This is a genomic window from Collinsella aerofaciens (assembly GCF_040915425.1).
GTDB classification, from domain to species: domain Bacteria; phylum Actinomycetota; class Coriobacteriia; order Coriobacteriales; family Coriobacteriaceae; genus Collinsella; species Collinsella aerofaciens_BW.
Genome location: NZ_JBCPDN010000036.1, coordinates 1 through 22,777, shown reverse-complemented (window position 1 = coordinate 22,777; position 22,777 = coordinate 1). Strand labels below are relative to the sequence as shown.

At 60.9% G+C, this 22,777-nt stretch carries 14 protein-coding genes; 4 read left to right on the top strand and 10 right to left on the bottom strand.

Features of this window, described 5'->3' with window-relative positions; all coding sequences use genetic code 11:
* Positions 1-583 precede the first annotated feature (583 nt).
* Positions 584-1,975, bottom strand: coding sequence for an ATP-binding protein (locus AB5164_RS06245; RefSeq protein WP_368142917.1), 1,392 nt, complete (start codon positions 1,973-1,975; stop codon positions 584-586).
* 715 nt (positions 1,976-2,690) lie between these two features.
* Here AB5164_RS06245 and AB5164_RS06240 point away from each other — a divergent pair.
* On the top strand, positions 2,691-3,689 hold the full coding sequence (locus tag AB5164_RS06240) for a hypothetical protein (protein ID WP_368142919.1): 999 nt from the start codon (positions 2,691-2,693) through the stop codon (positions 3,687-3,689).
* 425 nt (positions 3,690-4,114) lie between these two features.
* Here the strand turns inward: AB5164_RS06240 and xdh are convergent, their stop codons facing one another.
* The 5 genes from xdh to AB5164_RS06215 all read right to left on the bottom strand — a co-directional run bounded on the left by xdh (position 4,115) and on the right by AB5164_RS06215 (position 13,489).
* Positions 4,115-6,892 (bottom strand): selenium-dependent xanthine dehydrogenase, encoded by a 2,778-nt coding sequence (xdh, locus tag AB5164_RS06235; protein ID WP_368142920.1) that lies wholly within the window; start codon positions 6,890-6,892, stop codon positions 4,115-4,117.
* A 12-nt stretch (positions 6,893-6,904) separates the two neighbouring features.
* Positions 6,905-7,384, bottom strand: a complete 480-nt coding sequence (locus AB5164_RS06230; RefSeq protein ID WP_271747272.1) for a 4Fe-4S binding protein — start codon at positions 7,382-7,384, stop codon at positions 6,905-6,907.
* Between the two features lie 11 nt (positions 7,385-7,395).
* Positions 7,396-10,395: a putative selenate reductase subunit YgfK gene (ygfK, locus tag AB5164_RS06225; protein WP_368142921.1), complete on the bottom strand. Its 3,000-nt coding sequence runs from the start codon at positions 10,393-10,395 to the stop codon at positions 7,396-7,398.
* A 148-nt stretch (positions 10,396-10,543) separates the two neighbouring features.
* Positions 10,544-11,899, bottom strand: a complete 1,356-nt coding sequence (ssnA, locus tag AB5164_RS06220) for a putative aminohydrolase SsnA (RefSeq protein ID WP_368142923.1) — start codon at positions 11,897-11,899, stop codon at positions 10,544-10,546.
* Between the two features lie 195 nt (positions 11,900-12,094).
* Positions 12,095-13,489 (bottom strand): uracil-xanthine permease family protein, encoded by a 1,395-nt coding sequence (locus tag AB5164_RS06215; protein WP_035137475.1) that lies wholly within the window; start codon positions 13,487-13,489, stop codon positions 12,095-12,097.
* Between the two features lie 352 nt (positions 13,490-13,841).
* Here AB5164_RS06215 and AB5164_RS06210 point away from each other — a divergent pair, with 352 nt between their 5' ends.
* Positions 13,842-14,498 carry a helix-turn-helix transcriptional regulator gene (locus AB5164_RS06210; protein WP_233506175.1) on the top strand — a complete coding sequence of 219 codons (657 nt, stop codon included), beginning with the start codon at positions 13,842-13,844 and terminating at the stop codon, positions 14,496-14,498.
* Positions 14,499-14,610: 112 nt separating this feature from the next.
* On the opposite strand, the gene AB5164_RS06205 is transcribed toward AB5164_RS06210, so the two are convergent.
* The gene (locus AB5164_RS06205; RefSeq protein WP_368142925.1) at positions 14,611-14,988 is read right to left on the bottom strand and encodes a Rid family detoxifying hydrolase; all 378 of its coding nucleotides are present in this window, start codon (positions 14,986-14,988) and stop codon (positions 14,611-14,613) included.
* Between the two features lie 300 nt (positions 14,989-15,288).
* Here AB5164_RS06205 and AB5164_RS06200 point away from each other — a divergent pair, with 300 nt between their 5' ends.
* Together AB5164_RS06200 and AB5164_RS06195 are read left to right on the top strand one after the other, a co-directional pair.
* Complete coding sequence (locus AB5164_RS06200) at positions 15,289-17,784, top strand: U32 family peptidase (protein ID WP_368142926.1); 2,496 nt, start codon at positions 15,289-15,291, stop codon at positions 17,782-17,784.
* A 15-nt stretch (positions 17,785-17,799) separates the two neighbouring features.
* Positions 17,800-18,459: an RluA family pseudouridine synthase gene (locus AB5164_RS06195; RefSeq protein WP_233509079.1), complete on the top strand. Its 660-nt coding sequence runs from the start codon at positions 17,800-17,802 to the stop codon at positions 18,457-18,459.
* 445 nt (positions 18,460-18,904) lie between these two features.
* Here AB5164_RS06195 and AB5164_RS06190 read toward each other — a convergent pair whose 3' ends face one another.
* The 3 genes from AB5164_RS06190 to AB5164_RS06180 all read right to left on the bottom strand — a co-directional run bounded on the left by AB5164_RS06190 (position 18,905) and on the right by AB5164_RS06180 (position 22,480).
* The gene (locus AB5164_RS06190; RefSeq protein WP_368142928.1) at positions 18,905-20,395 is read right to left on the bottom strand and encodes a PTS fructose transporter subunit IIC; all 1,491 of its coding nucleotides are present in this window, start codon (positions 20,393-20,395) and stop codon (positions 18,905-18,907) included.
* A gap of 255 nt (positions 20,396-20,650) precedes the next feature.
* Positions 20,651-21,397, bottom strand: coding sequence for a DeoR/GlpR family DNA-binding transcription regulator (locus tag AB5164_RS06185; RefSeq protein ID WP_117743067.1), 747 nt, complete (start codon positions 21,395-21,397; stop codon positions 20,651-20,653).
* A gap of 3 nt (positions 21,398-21,400) precedes the next feature.
* Positions 21,401-22,480, bottom strand: coding sequence for a Gfo/Idh/MocA family protein (locus AB5164_RS06180; protein ID WP_368142930.1), 1,080 nt, complete (start codon positions 22,478-22,480; stop codon positions 21,401-21,403).
* Between the last annotated feature and the right edge of the window lie 297 nt (positions 22,481-22,777).

Here is a 22,777-nt window from a genome sequence, read left to right as displayed (position 1 = left end):
CCGACGGGAAACGAAAAAGCCCGGTTTAAAACCGGGCTCGAACAAACACGCCTATTGACAATGGCTTTCTCATATTAGAGGGGTCGACGCCGTTAAGGCATTGACCCCTTGAACTAAGTAACGGCGCTGCCCAGCTATCACCCTTGGGCTGCCGTCGACTTTATTCTACCCACGGTTGCCAGGTTTAACAAATGAATTTTCAGTAATGGAGCCTCGGAGCCCGCTCGCTCAACCACCTGGCCATCGGATTAGCCGGATTCTGGGACACGCCTTCCGTCCCAGGCCTCTACCGGAAAATGCGTCCCACCCTGAGGCTCGATTCCGGGACACGGTTTCCGTTTGAAGCCCCAATGGGAAAGCGTGTCCCGTTCCGAGAGCTCATTCCGGGATGCAGTTTCCGCCAGAGATGCCACCGGGAAAGCGTATCCCGTTTTGGAGCCAAATTCCGGATCGTAGTTTCCGCCTGAGGGCCGATCCGGAAACGGCATCCCATTCTGAAGCCGAAATCTGGAACGCACTTTCTGCCAAAGGTCGCAAAAGGAAAGCACATCCCATTCCCAGCATCAAATCAGGACGCGCTTCATTATCCCCGCTCACACATCTCGGCAAACGAAATCAGCTTGACGTCTCCCCTACTCTCCGCGGCATCCCGACATCCCTGCGTAAAGCCGCTTTTTGAGAATAGTGCATAGCTTTTTCGTTGCCGTCTAAAGAGCTCGCTGCGGTGCACGAGCTTTTGCAGCACGTCTTCGCCCACCGGTTCATTGCGCCATTTGCACTCCGCAAACAGCGCAGCGCCCTCGCCATCGTCAACAATCAAGTCGATTTCTTCCTGCGTATGCGTGCGATTATCCGTCCCCCACCAGCGCCCAACGCTTGCCGGAACCACATCGAGCTGGCCCGCGCGTGCGAGTTCGTACACGTATTGCCTGCATATAAGCTCAAAGACCGCGCCCATGTAATCCGATACGTGCGGCTCAATGCGCTTATACGCCATCGCGGCCATATCGTTTTGAATCAGCCCGATGTTCTGCGGAACAAACTTGTACCAGAACCTAAACATCTGATCGCTCAGCAGATACACGGCTCGCTTATTGCTCGTCTCGTTTAGGGGCAGCTCGCGCTCGACAATCCCAAGCGACGCCAGCTTATCCACATAGCTCTTTACGTTGCTCGCAGGGATTCCCGTAGAGCTCGCAATCTCCGAGATCCTCGAGCGCCCCTGAGCAATTGCTTGCACGATCGCATCATATTGCTCGGGATTGCGGCACTCTTGCAATAGCAGGTTACTCGGCTCCTCAAAGAGATAGCCCGTAGGAGTAAGAAAAAGACGTTTGATGTTGTCCTTGAGCGGTGCGGCAGGATCGACTTTCTCGATATATGCAGGAATGCCGCCCGTCATGCCATAGCAAACTGCAGCATCTTCGCGACTCATGCTCTGCCACAGGCCGAGGGTCGTCGTAAAATCGAGCGGCATGATCTTAAACTGGGCCGTACGCCTACCGTATAGTGGGCTCTCGTAGCCCAACACCTGTTCCTCCATAAACGAAAGAGACGAGCCGCATAGGATCAGCATGAGCCTGGTCTCTTTGTACAGGTGATCAATCTTGTCTTGCAGCAACGAGCTGATCTCGGGATTCGATTGAGCGAGATAGGGATACTCGTCAATCACGACAATCAAACGTTCCGTGCGGGCCATGGTGGCCAATGCATCGAACGCTTCATCAAAGCTACGAAACGACACGCCTGCAGCACCAACCGAACCCGCAAGTATCGCCTGGCTAAAGCCGTGCAGGTTTGCCTCCGCATTGGTACGACGAGCCTGAAAGTAAATAGCCTTCTTGCCTTGGATGAACTCTGTGATAAGGCGCGTTTTACCCACACGACGGCGGCCGTAAATCACAGGCATCTCAAAGGAGCCCGTGCCATACAGTCGATTGAGCTCGGACATTTCCACTGTTCTTCCGATAAACATAGGGCCATCCTTCCTTTACGTTATAGCTAGCTATATTATACCTTACTATAATATAGCTAGCTATAACGTAATTCGACAAGCGGCGCACGAAAAGGGGCGACACACCGCCGCACGTGGACCGTTCCGGAAAATGCATCCCGTTCTGGAGCCAAAAACTGGGCCGTAGTTTCCGCCAAACATGCCATCCGGAAAGCGTGTCCCGTTCTGAGTGGCAATTCCGGGACACAGTTTCCGCATGCGGCCCGTTGGGAAAGTTCATCCCGCTCTGAGGGCTCGTTCCGGGATGCAATTTCCGCTTGAGGCCCGATCCGGAAACGGCATCCCACTCCGAGGCCGAAATCTGGGACGCAGTTTCCGGTTGAGGGCTGTTCCGGAAAGCGCATCCCATTCCAAGCGGCAATTCCGGGTCACAGTTTCCGCAGATACAAGACGACAATCCGTCGCCCTTATCACAGACCTTCAAACATGCGATCCAGAGACACAAAACAGCAGATAGAATGCTCTTTTTCAAAAAAGTACACGTCCCGAAACTTACCCATTCTTCATAACTCGCTACCGTTCAAGGTCGCCAATTACCGCCCACCGATTCAGCTTCAAAAAATGACGTCAAAACCAGGCCATCTGCCTGCATGGTTAGATTTTGGTCAGCTTTTGGTCAGCTGAGCGGCAAGTTCCAGCTGATACGTTTTTGCTACCCAAAAGGAGGCGGTAGCTCATGACCCATTGCAATGACCAACTCATCGACCAGCTGTTGAACCAAGTCGAACAAGAGGGGCGCTGTCTGATTCCCCCGAGCGCGGCGATCCGAAAAGCGCTCCTTCGGCGCATCGGCAGCACGGTCGTCTCCCCCATGCCGGGATTGTTCGCGCGCAAAATACGCTGGGATGAGCTCAACCGGGCGCAGCGTCATTGCGAGATTATTCGCGCCCTTGCGATCATCCACCCCTATTGGTCGTTCTGCTCGTTTTCGGCAGCTTGCCTGCTGGGGCTCGAGGTCTCGTGGCGACACCTGAATGTCGTGCATGTTTGCAGCTCGACAAAGCCGTCGGCTCGCCCGGGCGCACATATTCAGCGACACCAGATTGAGTCGGCCGGAGCAATACGCAGAGCCGGCATATCGGTAACGCCGCCCATCCAAACGGCCACAGATTGCCTGCTGCAAACTGGTTTTGCCGACGGCATGCCCATTGCCGATTCGGCGATCTCAAAGCTCGGCCTTGCGTCGGAACAGCTGATGGAGGCCGTTGAGCAACGAGCGACTGCCCGCAATGGTCGCGCGATTCGCACCGCCCTCACAACGCTTCGATATGCCGACGCCCGCGCCGAGAGCGGCGGGGAATCAGTCGCCCGCGCCGTCATGATCGAGACCGGCTTCGCACCCGACCAACTGCAATACGAGCTGACGGACCCCTTCGATTCGACCGAGACTATGCGAACGGACTTTGCCTGGGAGCGCCAGGCGCGGGAGCTCACGTTGGGAGAACTCGACGGGTTCGTCAAATATACCGACCAGGCCATGTTAGCCGGGCGCACCACCGCCGAAGCACTCGTTGCCGAACGGCAACGCGAAGCGCACCTGTCGCTCTACGGCCATCCCTTGCTGCGCTTTACCATGAGTGAAGTCCGCTCGACAGGAGTGCTCGCAAAAAAGCTGCAGACAGCAGGCATCCGGCAGACCGCGCTGCCGACATGGCTCAACGACGTGGACCTGTAGGAGCTGCTAGGCCACGCATCGCCGGATCGCACCCCCCTATTTGGGCCGCGTTTTCCCAACGACCACGCCAACGGAAAGCGCGTCCTAGCCTGGACGCTCAAAACGGGATGCACTTTCCGGATGGCGGGCCTAGCGGAAAGCGTATCCCGGAATCAGGTCTCGGAACGGGTCGTGCTTTCCGGTTGAGTCCTTCAGCGGAAACCGCATCCCGGAATAAACGCTCAAGCTGGGATGCACTTTCCAAGTGAGCGGTTAACGGAAAGCGCATCCCATTCTGAGCGCCGAATCCGGGACACAGTTTCCGCATGCGGAGGCGCTCCAAACAAAAGGCCCCGGCTCGCGATGGGGCTGGGGCCAAAGGTGCAGCGTATGTAGTTGATGTTCAGCGCGAACAGCCCGTCAGCAACGGCCGTGCGCGCCCTACCCTACCCGCGGTGACGGGCGCGGCTGTAGGGCGTATCCACCATGGGCAGATCTGGACGCAGCTTACCGTCAAACGCGCGGTAGGCATTCTGCACGGCGGGCGCCGTGGGGATCGTTGCGATCTCGCCGATGCCCTTGCCGCCGTATGCCACGGGCAACAGCTCGTCCTTCTCCACGTAGATGGCGTGGATATTCGGAATCTCGGGCGCGCGGAACAGCCCGAGGGTGCCGTACCTGGCCTGGGGCACGCAGTCCTTGAGCGGCCAATCCTCGGTAAGCGCATAGCCCATACCCATGAGCACGCCGCCTTCGATCTGACCCTGGATGGAGATGGGGTTGACCACCTTGCCGGAATCGTGTGCGGCATAGACCTCGCTCACGCGGCCGTCATCATCCAGAATGACCACATGCGTGGCAAACCCGTAGCAGATGTGGCTCTTGGGGTTGGGAACGTCGGCGCCCAGCTTGTCGGTCGGCTCCAGGTACACGTAGCCAAACTCGCATCCCTCGAGCGCCTTGATGGCAGCCGCGGGATCCTGAGGATGCATACCCTGGTCGGCGACGAGCTCCTGCGTGCGCAGCTGATAGGCGCGACCGTCGTCGTACTCGATCTTGACGCCGTCGCCGTGGGCGCTCACCGGGCCAGTAGGCGCAGGCTTGCCGGCCTCGACGTCAAGCATGGCATCGCGCAGCAAGAAGGCGGCACCGCGCACAGCCTCGCCGGTCACGACCGTCTGACGCGAGCCAGACGTGGTGCCGGAGTCGGGAGCGTTCTCGGTGGAGCACTCGCCGTTGGCGATGCAGCGAAGCGGCAGGCCGCATGCCTCGGCAACGTCTTGCAAAAAGACGGTGTTACAGCCCTGGCCAATGTCGGACGTGGCGGCATAGACCACGGCCGCGCCGTTCTCGATGCGAATCTTGCAGCGGCCGGCATCGGGCAGGCCCACGCCCACGCCGGCGTTCTTCATGGCGCAGGCAATGCCGGCGTGTCCGGGATGCGCATAGTAGGCATCCTTGACCTCGAGCAGTGTCTCCTTCAGCGCCGTGGAGCAGTCGGCAATCTGACCGTTGGGCAAAATCTCGCCCGGCTCGATGGCGTTGCGGTAGCGAATCTCCCACGGATCCAGGCCGACCTTCTCGGCCAGCAGGTCGATTAGGCTCTCGAGCGCAAACTCGGACTGGCAGACGCCAAAGCCACGGTACGCGCCGGCGGGCGGGTTGTTGGTGTAGTAGCCATAACCGCGAATGTCGGTGTTCTGGTACTTGTAGGGGCCGACAGCATGCGTGCAAGCGCGCTCGAGCACCGGGCCGCACAGCGACGCGTAGGCGCCGGTGTCAAAGTTGATCTCGCAATCCAGGCCGGTAAAGTTGCCCTCGGCGTCGCAACCCAGCGTAAAGGTACCGTCCATGGCATGACGCTTGGGATGGAACGCGAGCGACTCGGCACGCGTGAGCTTGCACTTCACAGGACGCTGGAACTTATAGGCAGCAAGCGCGGCCAGGTGCTGGATCGAAACGTCCTCCTTACCGCCAAAGCCGCCGCCCACGAGCATGGTCTCGACGACCACGCGCTCGGGTTCGCTATCCCAGCCAAACATATGGGCACACTCTTTGCGCGTGTCGTAGGCACCCTGGTCGGTCGACTGCACCTTGACGCCGTTCTTGTACGGGAAGGCAACGGCGCACTCGGGCTCCAAAAAGGCGTGCTCGGTAAAGGGCGTGGTAAAGCGCTGCGTCACGGTGAATGCGCTCTCCGCCAGCGCCTTGGCGGCGTCGCCACGCGTCACGTGACGGCTCTGGCATACGTTGTCCTTGAGCTCCACCGTGTTGCCAAAGGCAAAGAAGCTGTCGTGCAGGCGCGGGGCATCGGCAGCCCTGGCCTCGGCGATGTTGCGCACGGGCTCCAGAGGCTCGTAATCGATCTTTACGAGCTTCTTGGCCTTCTCGAGCGTCGCCTCGTCCTCGGCAACCACCAGCACGATGGCGTCACCCACGCAGCGGGTGATATCGCCCTGAGCAATCATGACGTCCCAGTCCTGGATAAGGTGGCCGACCTGGTTGACCGGCACGTCCTCGGCGCGCAGGATGCCCACCACGCCGGGCAGGGCCTCGGCCTTGGAGGTATCGATGGAGAGCACACGGGCGCGCGGGTACTTGGAGCGCACGGCGCTGGCATAGGTCAGACCCGGCTGATCGAGCTCGTCGATGTCGTCGGGATACTTGCCCTCGCCGAGCACCTTCTTGCGCACGTCGATACGGAAGGCGCGCTTGCCCACGCCGTAGTCGTCGCCGCGCTCCAGATCCTCGTCGATCTGCTTTTCGCCGCGGAGCACCGCAGCGGCCAGCGCAATGCCCTCGATAATCTTTTTGTAGCCGGTGCAGCGGCAGACGTTGCCGCGGATGGCGTACTTGATCTGCTCCTCGGTGGGCTCGGGGTCCTCGGCGATGAGCGCCGCACCCGCCATGACCATACCGGGGATGCAAAAACCGCACTGCACGGCGCCCACGGCGCCAAAGGCGTACACAAAGGCCTCGCGCACGTCCTCGGGCAGGCCCTCGACGGTCACGATGTTGCGGCCGGCGGCAAGAGCGGTGGTCAGCACGCACGCCTTGACGGCTGCACCGTCCACATGGATGGTGCAGGTACCGCACGCGCCCTCGGAGCAGCCGTCCTTGGCGGAGTGAATGTGTAGGTCGTCGCGCAGGTAGCGCAGCAGCGGTTTATTTTGGGTCGTCGTGCGCTCGACGCCGTTAACGGTAAAAGTGAATTCCTGTGCCATGGTGATTCCCTTCTACACGCCGGCGGCGATGCCGGTGCGGTCGTGGATAGCGCCATGCGGGCAGACGACGGCGCACATGCCGCACGACAGGCAGTCCGCGCCGTCGATATGGGCGCAGTTGTCCTCGATGCGGATAGCGCCGGCGGGGCACTTTTTAGCGCACATGCCACAACCGATGCAGCTCGTGTCGCAGATCTTGCGGGCAATGGCGCCCTTATCCGTGTTGTTGCAGCGCACCAGGATGTTCTGGTAGCCGGGAACGAAAGCAATCACGCGCTGCGGGCACGCCATGCCGCACAGGCCACAGCCCGTGCACTTGGAGCGGTCCACGCGGGCGACGCCGTCGACCAGTACGATGGCACCGTGGGGGCAGGCCGTGACACAGGCACCACAGCCAATGCAGCCTTCGCTGCAACGGGCGTCGCCGCCTGCGGAAGCACAGCCGCTTCCGCAGGCAACGTAGGCCACGTTATGTTGAATGGATTTGGCCATAAGAGACTCGCCTATTTCTTAAGAAGGTACGAATAGTTGTCGCGCACGGCCCTGATGGTCAGGCGGACGGCCTCGGGCAGACCGGTGTTGACGGCATCGACCGAGACGGTGCGGACCGTGCCGGCGACGCGGACCTTAAAGTGATCCTCGTCCACGGCCAGGAAGCCCTCGTTCTCGGAGTTCTCCATGTCCTCCTCGCTCCAGAACAGGGTGAGCTTGTCCTTGTAGGGACGGCCCTCCTGGTAGGGGCAGAACACGGCGCAGTTGCCGCACTCGTTGCACATGCCATCGACGTGAACGACCTGATGCTTGGCCAGACCCGGCACCTTAATTGCCACGTTGGCGCGGTTGGGGCACACGTCGCAGCAGACCTCGCACACCGAGCCGCAGCCCAGGCAGCGAGTCTTGGTGCAGTTGCGCTTGTCACGGCACAGCGACCCCTTACGCTCGTAGCAGGTGTCCTCGCGACCGGCCTGCTCGTTGCAGTCGGCGTACTTGTTAAAGTCCACGCCGGCGATGGCGCGGGCGACTTCGGCGGCATCGGAGATGGCCTCGACCACGGTGGCAGGACCGCGGCGACAGTCGCCCGCAGCCCAGACGCCCTCGACACCGGTGGAGGTGGCAGCAAGGCGGCCGCGACGGTCGTGCTCGACGCCCGCGGCGTCGTACAGGCTGGCATCGATGCCCTCGCCCACGGCGCAGATCACCGTGGTGGCGGGAAGCTCGACGGTCTCGCCCGTGGCGACGGGGCTGCGACGGCCGCTTGCATCCGGCTCGCCAAGCTCCATAACGTCGCAGGTCAGCACGGCGCCGTTGAGTGCCTTGGGCGCCAGCAGCTCGCAGAACTCAACGCCGTCGGCAAGAGCAAGATCGAGCTCTTCCTCGTCGGCGGGCATCTGCTTCTTGGTGCGGCGATACACCAGGCGCACGTTCTTCACGCCTGCCAGGCGCTTGGCCACGCGGGCGGCATCCATGGCGGTGTTGCCGGCGCCAATGACCACGACGTCCTCACCCAGCTCGAGTTTCTCGCCCTTCTTGGCGGCCTCGAGGAACTCCAGCACGTCGAGCTCGGCACCCTCGCCCAGGCCCGCAGAGCCGGGCATCCAGGCACCGGTGGCCACGACCACGTCGGTAAAGCCCTGGGCCTTGAGCTCGTCAATGGAATCCACGCGGGCATTGAGCTGCACCTTGGCACCAAAGGCCAGGCAGAGCTCGGCATCGTGGGAGATATCGTCGCTCGCAATGCGGAACTCGGGAATCACGTGACGGACCACGCCGCCGAGCGAATCGCGGGCCTCAAAGATGGTGACGGGCACGCCGGCACGCGTCAGGAAGAACGCTGTCGCCAGACCGGCCGGACCGCCGCCGATAACGGCAACGTTGCGGTCGCTGTCGTTGGCGATGGCCTGGGCGCGCAACTTGGGCAGCACGGCGGTCATGGCCTCGCGGGCGGCCTTGAGCTTGCTGGCGCGAATCTGGGCGCCCTCGGGCTCGTAGAATGCACGCTCGCAGGCACGGCCGCAGGGATGCGGGCAGATGGTGCCGGTAATGAACGGCAGGGCGTTGCGCTCGATGATGATGTTGAGTGCGTCCTCGAAGCGGCCCTCGTCAACAGCCGCCAGATAGGCGGGGATATCCTGCTGGATGGGGCAGCTCGTGCGGCACGGCGTGGTAAAGCAGTCGGAAAGCGGGCTCTTGCCGGCGACCTTGCGGTCGGGCAGCGGGCGCAGCGGCTTCTTGTAGAGCGGATTGGTGAGCGAGTCGGCCTGGATCGCCGTCACGGCCTCGAGCGAGACGCCCGCAAACGGCTTGCCATCCAGGTCGGTAAACTCGCCGGCCATCTGGCTAAAGCGCTCGTAGCCACCGGGCTTGAGCACGTCGGTCGCCAGGGTGACGGGCCAAATGCCGGCATCGTACAGGGCACGGATGTTGTAGACCGTGGCACCGCCGGAGTAGCTGATGCGCAGCTTGCCATCGAACTGCTCGGTAATGCGGCGAGCAGCCTCGATGGTCAGCGAGAACAGCGAACGGCCGGACATGTACATCTCGGTGGAAGGCAGCTCGTTCCTCGTCACGTCGACGGGGAAGGTATTGGTGAGCTTGACGCCAAACTCCAGGCCGCGCTCGGCGCACAGGGCAATCAGGCGCTCGAACATGGGCACAGCATCGGCCCACTGCAGGTCCTCGCGGAAGTGCGTATCGTCGAAGACGATGTAGTCAAAGCCCAGCTCGTTCAGACGCTGGCGGGCAAACTCATAGCCCAGCAGCGTGGGGTTGCACTTGATGTAGGTGTTGAGACCCTTCTCGGTGATGAGGTAGGTCGCGATGCGCTCGATCTCGGCGGGCGGGCAGCCGTGCAGGGTGGACTCGGTGATGGAGTTGGAGACGCGCGCCGGGATGGACTCGACAAACGCGGCATCGACATGCTCAAACTTGTCCAGGTTGGCGAGTGCCCACGTGCGGCACTCGTTCCAAACCTCGGAGCCGCTGGCGTCCTTCATGCCCTCGATGTAGGCGTCGACCTTGGGGCTCTTGATGCCCTCGAGGTCATAGCCCACCGACATGTTAAAGACAAAACCGTCCGGGCTGCCCAGGCCGTACTCGCGAGCGATCAGGTGGCAGGCAAACCATGCCTTCACGTACTCGGCAAAGGCCTGCGGAACCTCGAGCTCGGTCGACCACTCGCAGTTGTAGCACTCGTCCTGCGCCACAATGCAGGGTTTGTTCACACACTTGGAGAGCTCCTCGCCGTCCATAACCTGGACGGTCTTGAGCTCAAAGAAGCGGGAACCGGCCACGTAGGATGCCACGATGTTCTGGGCAAGCTGCGTGTTGGGGCCGGCGGCCGGGCCAAACGGAGTCTCGATGCGCTCGTCAAAAATGGGAAGCGCGCCCTCCTGATTGGTCGTGACCATCTTACGCACGCCAAAGATGGCGTCCTGAGTCTTATGCTCCTCGATGATCCAGTTCATCAGCTGCGAAAACGGGATCGGCCTCATGATGTCGCTCATAGTGAGCTCCTCTCTGTAACGCCCGGCGAGACCGCGCGGCGGGCGCAAATACGGTGTAGCGCTAGCACAGCGCCGGCGACCCCGCGGAGGTCGCCTATACGCGCGTCGGATGCGGCGAAACATCCGGCGCGCGTGAATCTACTTGTAATTAGTAGGTGCAATCGTTGAGCGTGCTCCAGAGCTTCTTGGACTCGGCCATGGTCCACGCGTTAATCTTGTCCTCATCAATGCCAACGAACTCGCGATCCTTGTACAGGACGCGGCCGTTGATGATGGTGGTACGGCAGTTTTTGCCCATCATGCCAAAGAGCATGTGACCGTCGATGTTCTCCTCGCTCAGCGGCGTAAAGGGCTTGTAGTCCATAACGATGACGTCGGCGGCAGCACCGGCCTCGAGCACGCCGAGTTTGCGATCGAAGTACTTGCTCGCCATCTTGGCGTTGTTCTCGAACAGCATCGTCATGGCCTCGCACCAGCCCACGTTGGGCATGGCGGCGTTGTGGCGCTGAATGATCAGGAAGACCTTAAGGCTCTCGAGCATGTCGTGGGTGTAGGCGTCGGTGCCCATGCACACTGGGATGCCGCGGCGGAAGAACTCGAGCACGGGGGCGCAGCCCACGGCGTTGCCCATATTGGATTCGGGGTTGTTGACGAGCCAGGTGCCGGACTCCTTGACGATATCCATCTCGGCAGGCGTCACGTGGATGCAGTGGCCCAGCATGGTGTCGGGACCCAGCAGGTTGTGCTGCAGCAGGCGCTCGACGGGGCTGATGCCACCGCGGTTGAGGCGGGAGTCCCACACGTCGTTCATGCCCTCGCACACATGGATGTGGAAGCCGGTCAGGCCGTTGTTGGCCTCGGCCATCTTATCCATGGTCTCGTCCGAAAGCGTAAAGGTAGCATGTCCGCCAAACATGGCGGCGATCATGTGGTTGTCGTTATCGCGACGCTCCTTGGCGGCCCACTGGGCAAATTCGGCGTTCTCGGCAATGGCCTGGTCGCACTTTTCCTGGCCGCGGCGATCGGAGACCTCGTAGCACAGGCACGAACGCATGCCCAGCTCCTGAGCTGCATCCTTAATGGTAAAGAGGCTTCCCGGAATCTCGCAGAAGCTCGCATGGTGATCGAAGATCGTGGTGACGCCATCACGGATGGAGTCCAAAATCGTAGCATAGGCGCTGGCCTTGGTGCCGTCGAGCGTCAGGTTGTCGTCGATCTTCCACCACTGCTGCTCGAGATTCTCCAAGAAGTTGGTGGGGTTGCAGCCCTTAATGGCAAGGCCGCGGGCCAGACCCGAGTAGATGTGGGTGTGGCAGTTGATGAGTCCGGGCATGATGAGGTTGCCCTGGGCATCGACGTACTCGGCATCCGGGTACTTGGCCTTGAGCTCGCGCTCGGGGCCCACTTCGACGATCGTATCTCCGTCAATGGCGACCGCACCGTTTGGAATAAACGGGGTCTGAGCGTTGCGGGTAAAGACGGAACCGTTAGCGACCAGAAGCATGGATGCTCCCTTCAACATCAGAGGCGGGGTTTGACACCTCTGACATGGCGGAGTGCGAAGCGCCGGCCTACACCGGAAACGGGCCCTCTCCCGTCAACGCTTCACCAAAGGGACAAACCCTTTGAAGTGCGGCTTGGTGCCGCATGGCGTCGGCGGACGAGGCGATGCGTCCGCCGACGAATAGCACCGAATTGGTTACTTCTTGCTCTCGGGCAAGACCAGATCCACGGCAGCGTCCTTGGCAGCATCGATGTGCTGAGCCACGACCGGCGTCTGCGGAAGGATCAGGTTAAGGACAATGGCCATGATGGCGGTGGGGGTTACGGCATTGGAGCCGATGACGGTGGACACCCAGGTGGGCATGCCCTCGCCGGCAAGGCAACCGCTGGCCATCCAGATACCCAGGCCAAAGACGACGGAGGTGCCGACGATGGTGGTAGTGCGCTGCGTGAGGCCCTCGCGGGTGAACATGCGCACGCCGTTCATGGTGATGGTGCCAAAGACGCCGACGGTCGCGCCGCCGATGACGGGCTGCGGGATAGCGGAAAGGACGGCAGAGAGCTGCGGGAACAGACCGGCGATGGCAAAGACGGCCGCAATGATCACAAAGACCCACTTGTTGACGACCTTGTTGGAGCAGATGATGCCCACGTTCTGGCCAAGGGCGCTGGTGGGAAGACCGCCCAGCAGACCGCCGACCATAGAGGTGAGGCCCTGGGACACGATAGCGCCGGAGAGCTCGCGCTCGGTGGGCATACGGTCGATGGAGCCCAGGCAGGCGGCGGAGACGTCACCGATAACCTGGATGGCAACCATGGGGAACACGACGGCGAGGGTAATGCAGACCTCGGGATCAAACTCGAGCGCGTAGGGCATGAGCTTGGGAAGAGCGAAGACCTGAGCGGTGGCGACGCTGGAGAAGTCGATCATGCCAAAGGGGATGGAGACGATCATGCCAACGATCATGCCAAAGAACACGGATCCCAGCTTGAGCGTGCCCTTGCCAAAGTTGGCGAGCGCAAAGACCACGGCGAAGGTGATAAGAGCGACGCACCAGGCCTGCGGGGTGCCCCACAGCGGCGTACCCATACCGCCGGCCATATACTTGACGGCCGTGGGATACAGCGAAACGCCGATGGAGAAGATGACCGTACCGGTCACGACGGGCGGGAACAGCCACTTGATCTTGCTGTAGGCCAGACCAAAGAGGACCGCGACGGCGCCGCCGACGATCTCGCCACCCAGCAGCGCACCAAAGCTAAAGCCCGAGGCACCCATGGCCTGCAGGGCCGGCAGGAACGCGAACGAAACGCCCATGACGATGGGCAGGCCGCCGCCGATGCGACGGAAGGGAGCGAAGGCCTGAAGGGCCGTGTCGATCGCCGAAAGAATGAGCGCGACCTGGATGATGTCGGTACTCTGCTGGCTATTAAAGCCGTAGACGCCGGCCATGATGACCGCCGGGGTAATGATGCCGGCAAACGATGCCAGTACGTGCTGAAGGGCACACGGGATCATTTCCTTAACGGGAGGCATGCCTTCGCGAGTGAACAGGGCTTCAGTGCCGTTCGTAACCGTCTCCTGGGTCATTTGACCACCAATCCTCGAAGTAGTTGTTTTCGCATCTGACGCTCTATTGTGACGCAGTGCGGGGTTGAGGTTGTGCCTTCATTGCATATCGTATTAAAGATGATTCTCATTCTCAATAATAATTTTTTGTTATCAGACTATTCTTCAGCTGAAATTACGCATTTCCGCAGGTCAGGAAAGTGTCTAGTCAAAATAACATCTAACATTTCTTTTGGTCAACCGTTTACCGCTAAATTCCTACCGTTCGTCTGCATTACGCAATGTACCTGCGGATATACGAGATGATGGGCAGCGTGTTACCATGAGAAAAAATTGTTATGAACATTTCCGATTTCGCCCAAAGGAGTTGCCCGTGAACGAGACCGTACGTCGCTTTTTGCCGATGGTCGATTTTCTGGAGCAGATACTCGGCAAAAACAGCGAAATCGTGCTGCACGATTTCTCGGATCCCGACCACGCCATCGTCGATATTCGCAACGGCATCGTGAGCGGCCGCAAGGTCGGCGGTCCCGCCACCGATCTGGCACTCAAGATCATGCACGACGCCAAGTATCGCGACCTGCCGTTTATTACGGGCTACGAGGGGCGCGGTGCCGGCGGCAAGACGTTGGAGTCAGCGACGTACTTTATCCGCGAGAATGATGAGATCGTCGGTATGCTCTGCGTCAACACCGACCTCTCGACCGTGCGCTCCATCAACGCCATGGCGCAGCAGCTCATGGCGTGCTTCGACGCGGCGCCGACGCGCACGGAGCCCGCCCCTATCGAGGTCGAAAGCCTTTCGGAGTCTACACAGGAGCTCATCGACCGCAGCATTGCCGAGTTGCTGAGCGCGCGCGGGCTGGATGTAGCGTCGCTTGGTCAGAGCGACCGCGTGGACGTCATTCGCCACCTCAACGGTAACGGGGTGTTCATGCTCAAGGGCGCCGTGGCCTGCGCCGCCGCCGCGCTGGGCATCTCTGAGCCCAGCGTCTACCGCTACCTGCAAAAAGTCCGCAAGGAAGGCTAACGAGCAAAATGGAGTGCGGCTCCACAAGCGATCCGTCACTTGATAAAAGACCCTGCAGCTCACACGCGCTGCAGGGTCTTTTTGCATGTCATGTTTAGTTGTGGCCAACGCCTTAGAGAGCGGCAACGACCTCGATCTCGACCAGACCGCCAGCCGGAAGGGCGGCAACCTGGAAGGCGCTGCGCGCGGGGAACGGGGCCTCAAACTTGGAGGCGTAGATCTCGTTCACGGCGGCGAAGTCGGCGATGTCGGCCAGGTAGACCGTGGTCTTGACGACATCGGCAAAGGTAGCGCCGGCAGTGGTCAGCAGGGCCTCGACGTTGGCGAGGGACTGCTTGGCCTGGGCCTCGACGCCCTCGGGCATCTTGCCGGTCGCGGGATCGATGCCCAGCTGGCCGGACAGGAACACCATGTTGCCGGCCTGGATACCGGGGGAATACGGGCCGATGGCTGCGGGTGCGTTATCGGAAGACACGACGGTCTTGCTCATGTTTTTCTCCTTACGATCAATTGAGAGAGCGTGAGCGCGGTGTTCACACCGGGAGGCACAGTTCGGTCTGAACACCGCGCTTGATTGGGATAGTACTCAAGGTTTCTGTTTGATGCAAGAATATTATCAGCTTGCGAGAATATTTTATCGCCCAACGGTTTCCCCGAACCGCTGAACGGTTCTCATGTGGAGCAGCCAGTCCAAGCTGCTGAAGACTTTGTCCTGCTTAGGCTGCGGGCGTCGCCCACCGCAGCGACGCCACTATACTTTTGAATATCTGAGCATTTTGAAAGGCAGGATATGACCGCAACCGCCAGTCGAACCACCAACCGCAGACCCGAGCTTTTGGCGCCCGCCGGAGGCCCGGAGCCCTTTGCCGCCGCGCTCGCTGCCGGGGCAGACGCCATCTACTGCGGCATGGGCAGCTTCAACGCCCGCCGCAAGGCCACCAACTTTACCGACGAGGCCTTTGAGCAAGCCTGCCGCGCCGCGCATCTAGCCGGGTCGCGCGTCTACGTCACGGTCAACATCGTCATCAAGCAGTCCGAGATGGGCGATGCGCTGCAACTCATCCATCGCTGCTCCACGCTGGGCGCCGATGCCTTCATTATCCAGGACTGGGGTCTGTTCTTTGAGGTCAAGCGCACGATGCCCGGCATCGAGACGCACATCTCAACCCAAGCAAACATCCACGACGACCGCGGAACCCTTTGGTGCCGTGAGCAGGGCGCCGACCGAGTGACCTTGTCGCGCGAGCTCTCCATTGACGAGATCACTGCCATCCACGACGCCGCACCCGATGTGGACCTCGAGGTCTTTAGCCACGGTGCCATCTGCTTTTGCTACTCGGGCCTGTGCCTGCTCTCGAGCTTTGCCATGGCGGGCCGCTCGGCCAACCGCGGCATGTGCGCCCAGCCCTGCCGCCTGCCCTACGAGCTGATCGACGAGAACGGCCGCTCGCTCTCCCCTGCCGGTCGCGAGCGTGCGCTATGCCCGCGCGACACCAACACTTCGCAGCTTGTTCGCCGTCTGTATGACGCCGGCGCCGCATCGCTCAAGCTCGAGGGCCGCATGAAGGCCCCCGATTACGTGTATTCCATCGTCGATGTGTATCGTCACCAGATTGATGACATGCTGGCCGGGGTCGCCGTAGATAAGGACGAGGTAGCCGCCCGCCAGCGCCAGCTCAAGCGCTGCTTCAACCGCGACTTTACGCACGCCTATCAGGACGGCACCTCGGGCGACGAGATGATGAGCTATGAGCGTTCCAACAACCGCGGTCAGATCGTGGGCACGGTACTGGGCAGCCGTCTGGCCAACCGCGATGTGCGCGGCCTCAAGCCCGACGACCGCCGTCGGCGCGCCGCCATCGCCCGCATTGAGTTGTTTGAGCCCGTGGGCAAGGGCGACCTGCTGGAGCTTCGCCACGATAACGAGTTTGACCAGTTCCTGACCACCATTGCCGCCGATGATGCCGCCGCCGGCGACATCATCGAATGTCGCGTGCCCCGCAGCATGCCCGAGGGCTGCCGCGTCCGCGTGATTCGCAGTCAGCGCGCCATCGACGCCGCCGGCGCCGCGCTCAAGCGCGATGCGCTGCGCCGCCGAGCTGTTGACGTGTCCGTCGTGGCGCGCCTGGGCGAGCCGTTTACTGTCACACTCACCTGCTGTGACAACCCCGCGCTCACCGCCACCGCCACGGGCTTCACCGTCGAGGCCGCCAAGACCCGCGCCGTCGAGGCATCCGATCTGGTTGAGCATGTGGGCCGCATGGGCTCCTCGCCCTTTGAGGCCGCAAGCTTTGACGTTTCGCTCGACGCCGGCTGCGGTATGGGCTTTTCCGCCGTGCACAAGGTGCGCGCCACCGCTTGTAAGGCGCTGGAAGAGGCCATTCTGGCACCGTACGAGGAGCGCGCGAAAACGCTCAAGCTGCCGGCGATTGTAACCAGTGATTCCCGCCCCGCGCCCGAGCACTACCGCGATGAGCCGCAGATCTGCGCCACCGTCACCTCGCTCGAGGCCGCCGAGGCCGCTCGCGCCGAGGGTGTAACGCGCATCTACATGACCACCGACGCGCTCGATGCGGCCGAGCTCTCCCCCGCCGATGCATTTGAGCAGGGCATCGTACCCGTGCTCGACGAGGTCTGCCGCGCCGTTGACCACGTACGCGTCGACCCGTGGGTTGTTGCCGGCGCCACGGTCGCTATTGGCAACATCTCTGAGCTTGCCCTGGCCGCCCAGGTTGGCGCCACGGCCGAGATTCGCTCTTGCCTGCCGGTGCACAACACGCCCTGCATGGAGGCGCTTGCCGGGCGCGGAGCCGGTGCGTTTTGGCTCTCGCCCGAGATCACGCTCGACGAGATTGTCTCGCTCGGCGCCGCCGCGCCCGCGGCTCTGGGCATCACCGTCTTTGGCCGCCCGCGCGTCATGACAAGCGAGCATTGCATTCTGCAGGTTGCCAACGGCTGCATCCACGATTGCGCCAACTGCCGCCTGCGTGCCCGCAAGCTCTCGCTCAAGAATATCGACGGAAAGGTCATGCCCGTGCGCACCGACATCCATGGCCGCTCTCGCTTGTACGATGCCTACCCCATCGACCTCACGCCGCAGGTTCCTCAGCTGCTCGATGCCGGCGTGCGTCGTCTTATGGTGGACGGAACGCTGCTCGAGACGGATGAGGTGGGCCGTGCCGTCGCCCGCGTCCGTCGTGCCGTCGAAGCAGCGCAGGCCGGCCGCAAGCCCGCCGCCCGCCTACGCGGGGCGACCTCGGGCTGCATGTTTGTGGGAATTAGCTAACCGAAAGGCTTACACGTGAACGAAGAACCTCAAGTCCTCTACTGCGACGCCTGGCTTATGGCCATCGACAAGCCCGCCGGCATGATCGTCCACGGCGACGGCACCGGCGAGCGCACGCTCACCGACTACGCCAGCGACCTGCTGCTGGCGATGGGCGACGGCTTTGCCGCGACCGACATGCAGCCGCTTAATCGCCTGGACCGTGACACCACCGGCGTGGTACTGTTCTCGCTCGACAAGCAGACGCAGCCCGCCTTTGACCAGATGGTCATCGACCACGCATTCGAAAAGCACTATCTGGCGCTCGCCGAGGGCAAAATCGACTGGAACGAAAAGCTCATCGACAAGCCCATCGCCCGCGACCGCCACGATAGCCGCAAGATGCGCGTTGGCGCCAGCGGCAAGCCGTCTCAGACGCGCGTGAAGGTGCTCAAGCGCCTTAAGAGCCGCCGAGGCCTGCCCACGCGCTCGTATATCGATGTCGAGTTGCTCACCGGCCGCAAGCACCAAATTCGCGTGCACCTGGCGAGCGAGCGTCATCCCCTAGTTGGCGACGACCTGTACGGAACGCCGCGCCCCTGTGGCCTGATGCTCCACGCCCACAGCGTGTCCTTCACGCATCCCGTAACCGGCGAGCACATCCACATCGAAGCCCCCTGCCCCTGGGAGCCCTAAAACCTGCCAAAAAGGGACAGGCACCTTTGTGGTGGCTTTGTCGCAATGGCTCAGCCGCGGTCCCAAAACGTCTCGATCTGTAACAGTTAGAACCCATTTTCCGGTCTATTTGTTATAGATCGAGACATTCGAATCCCCCTTAAGGGAAAATCTCAATCTGTAACAACAACTCGGCAAAATCGGCCCAAGATGTTACAGATTGAGATATTCGGATCCCACCGGAGAAATCATCTCGATCTGTAACATCTGGAGCCCGCATTTTGACCTTCCTGTTACAGATTGAGACGTTATGGGACCACCAGGAAAAATATCTCAGCTTGTAACATCTGGAACCCATATCCCTCTCTTCCTGTTACAGATCAAGACAAATCCCCAAACAGCAAAAGGCGGCAACGTCCCTGGTGGACGTTACCGCCTTTCCATTGGCAAGACCCTTCCGCTCCCGCTACTCGGTAGCCTTGTCGAGAGGCTTCTTAAGGAAGCTCAGAACCAAGCAGCCGACCACAGCGCCGATAGCAAGGGCCAACAGGTACTGCACCGGGTTCGTGATGACCGCGATAACCCAGGCGCCACCGTGCGGAGCGGGGCTCGCGCAACCAAAGAGCATCGACAGACCGCCTGCGGTCGCAGATCCCAGGATGCAGGCGGGCAACACGCGAAGCGGATCGGCCGCGGCAAAGGGAATAGCACCCTCGGTGATAAACGACAGACCCATGATGTAGTTCACCAGGCCTGCCTTGCGATCGGCCTCGGTCCAGCGGTTCTTAAAGAACGTCGTGGAGAGCGCGATGACCAGCGGCGGTACCATACCGCCCGCCATGACGGCAGCCATGATCATATTGCCCTGCAGCGTTTGCTCGGCAAGGGCCGCGGTGCCAAAGACATATGCGGCCTTGTTGATGGGACCACCCATGTCGGTCGCCTGCATGCCGGCGCAGATAATGCCCAAAAGAACGATGCTCGTGCCCGAAAGACCGTTGAGCGCGCCGCTAATGGCGGTGTTGATAACGCCCATAATCGGGTTAACGGCCATCATAAAGAGACTCGTAAAGAGAATGCCCAGCACGGGGTAGATGAGCATGGGCTTGATACCGTCGAGCGACTCGGGTAGCACGCTTGCAGCCTTCTTGAGCGCATTGACGATAATGCCGGCGGCAAAACCGACCAGCAGCGCGCCCAAAAAGCCAGCAGAGACAAGCTGAGCCTGGGCATCGGCATCCATTGCCGTGGTGAGATAGCCCAACGTAAAGCCCTGCTTTGCAATCCAGCCACCCACAAAGCCCGCGGCCAAGCCCGGACGGTCAGCAATGGACATGGCAATATAGCCCGCAAGGATGGGGAGCATAAAGTTGAACGCCTGGTTGCCCGCAAGGTTAAAGAAGGCCGCGACCGGAGTGCTGTGGCCGTATGCGCTCGTGCCCAGCCCCGCCTGGTCCAGCAAGAACGAAAGCGCCATGAGGATGCCGCCGCCAACAACAAAGGGGAGCATGTGCGAAACGCCGTTCATCAGGTCCTTATAGACCCTGCGGCCCAAACCCTCGGATTCGCCCTCGGCAGCCGCCTGTACCGCGGCGCCGCCGGACACATGATGAATAGGCGCATTGCCCGCAAGCGCAATATTGATAAGTTCCTCGGCGTCATTAATGCCACGCGTCACCGCACAGGAGTAAACCGACTTGCCATCGAAGCGATCGAGCTCGACATTTTTATCCGCCGCAATGATGACACCCTTGGCACCAGCGATGTCTGCCGCGGTCAGTACATTTTTAGCGCCGCCCGAACCCTGAGTCTCGACCTTAATGCTCACGCCCATCTTGGCTGCCTGGTCTTCCAACCCTTTGGCCGCCATAAATGTGTGAGCAATGCCCGTTGGACATGCCGTGATGGCAACGACATCGTAAGCGCCGCCCCCAACCTTCTCGTTTGCAGCTGACATGTTTCCTCCTTTTGCACAAGCAGGCCCAGCCCTCCCCTTCTGAGGGTCACAACCTGCGTATTACCTTGTGTTTGAGTGATTGATAGCGCCGAAGTGACGGCGCTTTTAAGCGATATCTATACGATGGCCCCGGCGGGCATGATCACGTCGTATGGAAACAGGGGTACTGGGAAATCATGCCCGACGGGGCCATCGGAACCACCACAATGGGGACAGGCACCTTTGTGGTGGTTTTGGCCTTACTTCGCCCCGTTGCTAAACCGTGATGACGTTTTCCATCGTCTGGTACTTGGCGGGCACCTCGCCCGCGGTGATAACCGTTGCGTCGCGGAAGTCCGCGAATTTTACGGGAGCCACCATGCCAAACTTACTGGCGTCCGAGATTACGAAGCGTTTGGCTGTATGGCGCATCGAGATACGCTTGACCTGCGCTTCCTCGATATCGGGCGTCGTAAAGCCCTGCTCGGCGGCAATGCCGTTAGAACCCCAAAAGCCGCAGTTAAAGTTGTAGCGGTCTAGGGTTGCCAGAGCATCGGGGCCAACGAGCGCCTCGGTCTCGGGTTTAAGCTCGCCGCCCAGCACCACGGTGCGCATGCCGCGCACAGCGAGATGCTGAGCATGGAGCACGGAATCAGTCACATAGGTGACCGATTCGAGATGCGGAAGATGCTCGATGAGTCTGAGCGTTGTCGAACCCGAATCGATGTACACAAAGCTCTCGGGCTCCACGAGCGCCGCGGCGCGGGCGCAGATACGCTCCTTGTCGTCGTTATGGAGATCACTGCGCTCACTGATCGTTAGGTCGCGCGTCACGTGCGCGCGCTCAAGACTTGTCGCGCCACCGTGCACCTTGGCGATGCGGTGCGCTCGGTCGAGCGTCTGTAGGTCGCGTCGAATGGTAGAGGCCGTCACGCCCAGGGCATCGGCAAGCTCGGGCACCGTTACCGAGCCAGCCTGCTGCACCATCGACACGATTGTATTGAGCCTATCTTCCGCAAGCATCGCTTACTCCTCCTCGGGGTAGACGACTCCCCAATCGGCGCGGAGCTTGGTCATGAGCTCCATCACATCAGAAGCATAATCCAGAAGCTCACGCTTGGAATCGTCGCCGGCGACGGCCTGCTCGAGGTCAGCCATCTCGTAGCACAGGGCATAAGCCTCGGTGCCCGCGGCGACCTCCTCGCGATGACCGTCCGCGGTCCACACAATCGTCGCGTGATCGGCGCGCGGATACTCGTTGACCTCGACATAGCAATTGTCAAAGCTGATAACCGAGCGCTTTGGCTGCTTGGAGTGGAGCGTAAGGCTCACGACGCCCAGCTGCTGCTCGGCATTGCGGCAGACGATGCCGCCTGCAACGTCCACGCCGGTCTCGCAGGTGTTACCCAGAGACACGACCTCGACGGGCTGGCTCGCCATAAACAGGCGCATGACGGACAGGGCGTATACGCCAATATCGAGCATGGCACCGCCGGCGAGGTTGCGATTGTAGAAACGGTTGGTCAGGTCGCCGTACTCCTTGTAGCTACCAAAGTTGAGCTGAGCGAGGTTCATGCGGCCAAACTCGCCAGCATCCATGCGGCGGCGTAGCTCTTGATACAAGGGCATGTGGAGCACCGTGGTAGCGTCCATAAGGACCACGTTGTGTTCGGCGGCAATGGCGCGGGCCTCATCGAGCTCGGCGGAGTTGAGCGTGATGGCCTTCTCGCAGAGAACGTGCTTGCCGGCCGACAGGGCGGCGCGCAGATAGGTGATATGGGTGTTGTGCGGGGTGGTGATGTAGACGGCGTCGATGTCAGGATCGGCGTAGAGATCCTCAACCGTGTCATAGACCTTCTCGACGCCGTACTGGTCGGCAAAAGTCTGAGCCTTGGTGAGCGTGCGGTTGGCAACGCCCGTAAGCTTGCGGCCGGCCAGGGCAAGGGACTGAGCCATCTGGTTGGCAATAACGCCGCAACCGATCACAGCCCAACGGAGCTCGGGAGCCGTAAAGATGTCGTTAGGGAACGGCTTGTCCTGGACCGAAGCAAATGCTGCTTTGGCGGCTGCCGCGGCGTCGAGTGGAGCCTGCTTGGAATCTGCCATTATGTGTCTCCTGTGTCATAGAACGTCTTGCATTTCTGACAGCTCTATATTCGCACAAACACGCGCGTCTGTGCGCGTTTTTGCGTATCTCACCGCTAAACGGTCATTATTGCCCCGTAAACGGCGCATATATACGCATAAGTGCGTAATTAAACGCAATCTAATGCGCATAAACGCGCACACAAGCAATTTATACAGCACGACCCGCTCATTTATGCTTAGGCTTATAGGACAAAATGTGTGTCCCGATAGAACACCCGTTTCCATCCATTAATCCAGCCAGAACGGGTACGGGTC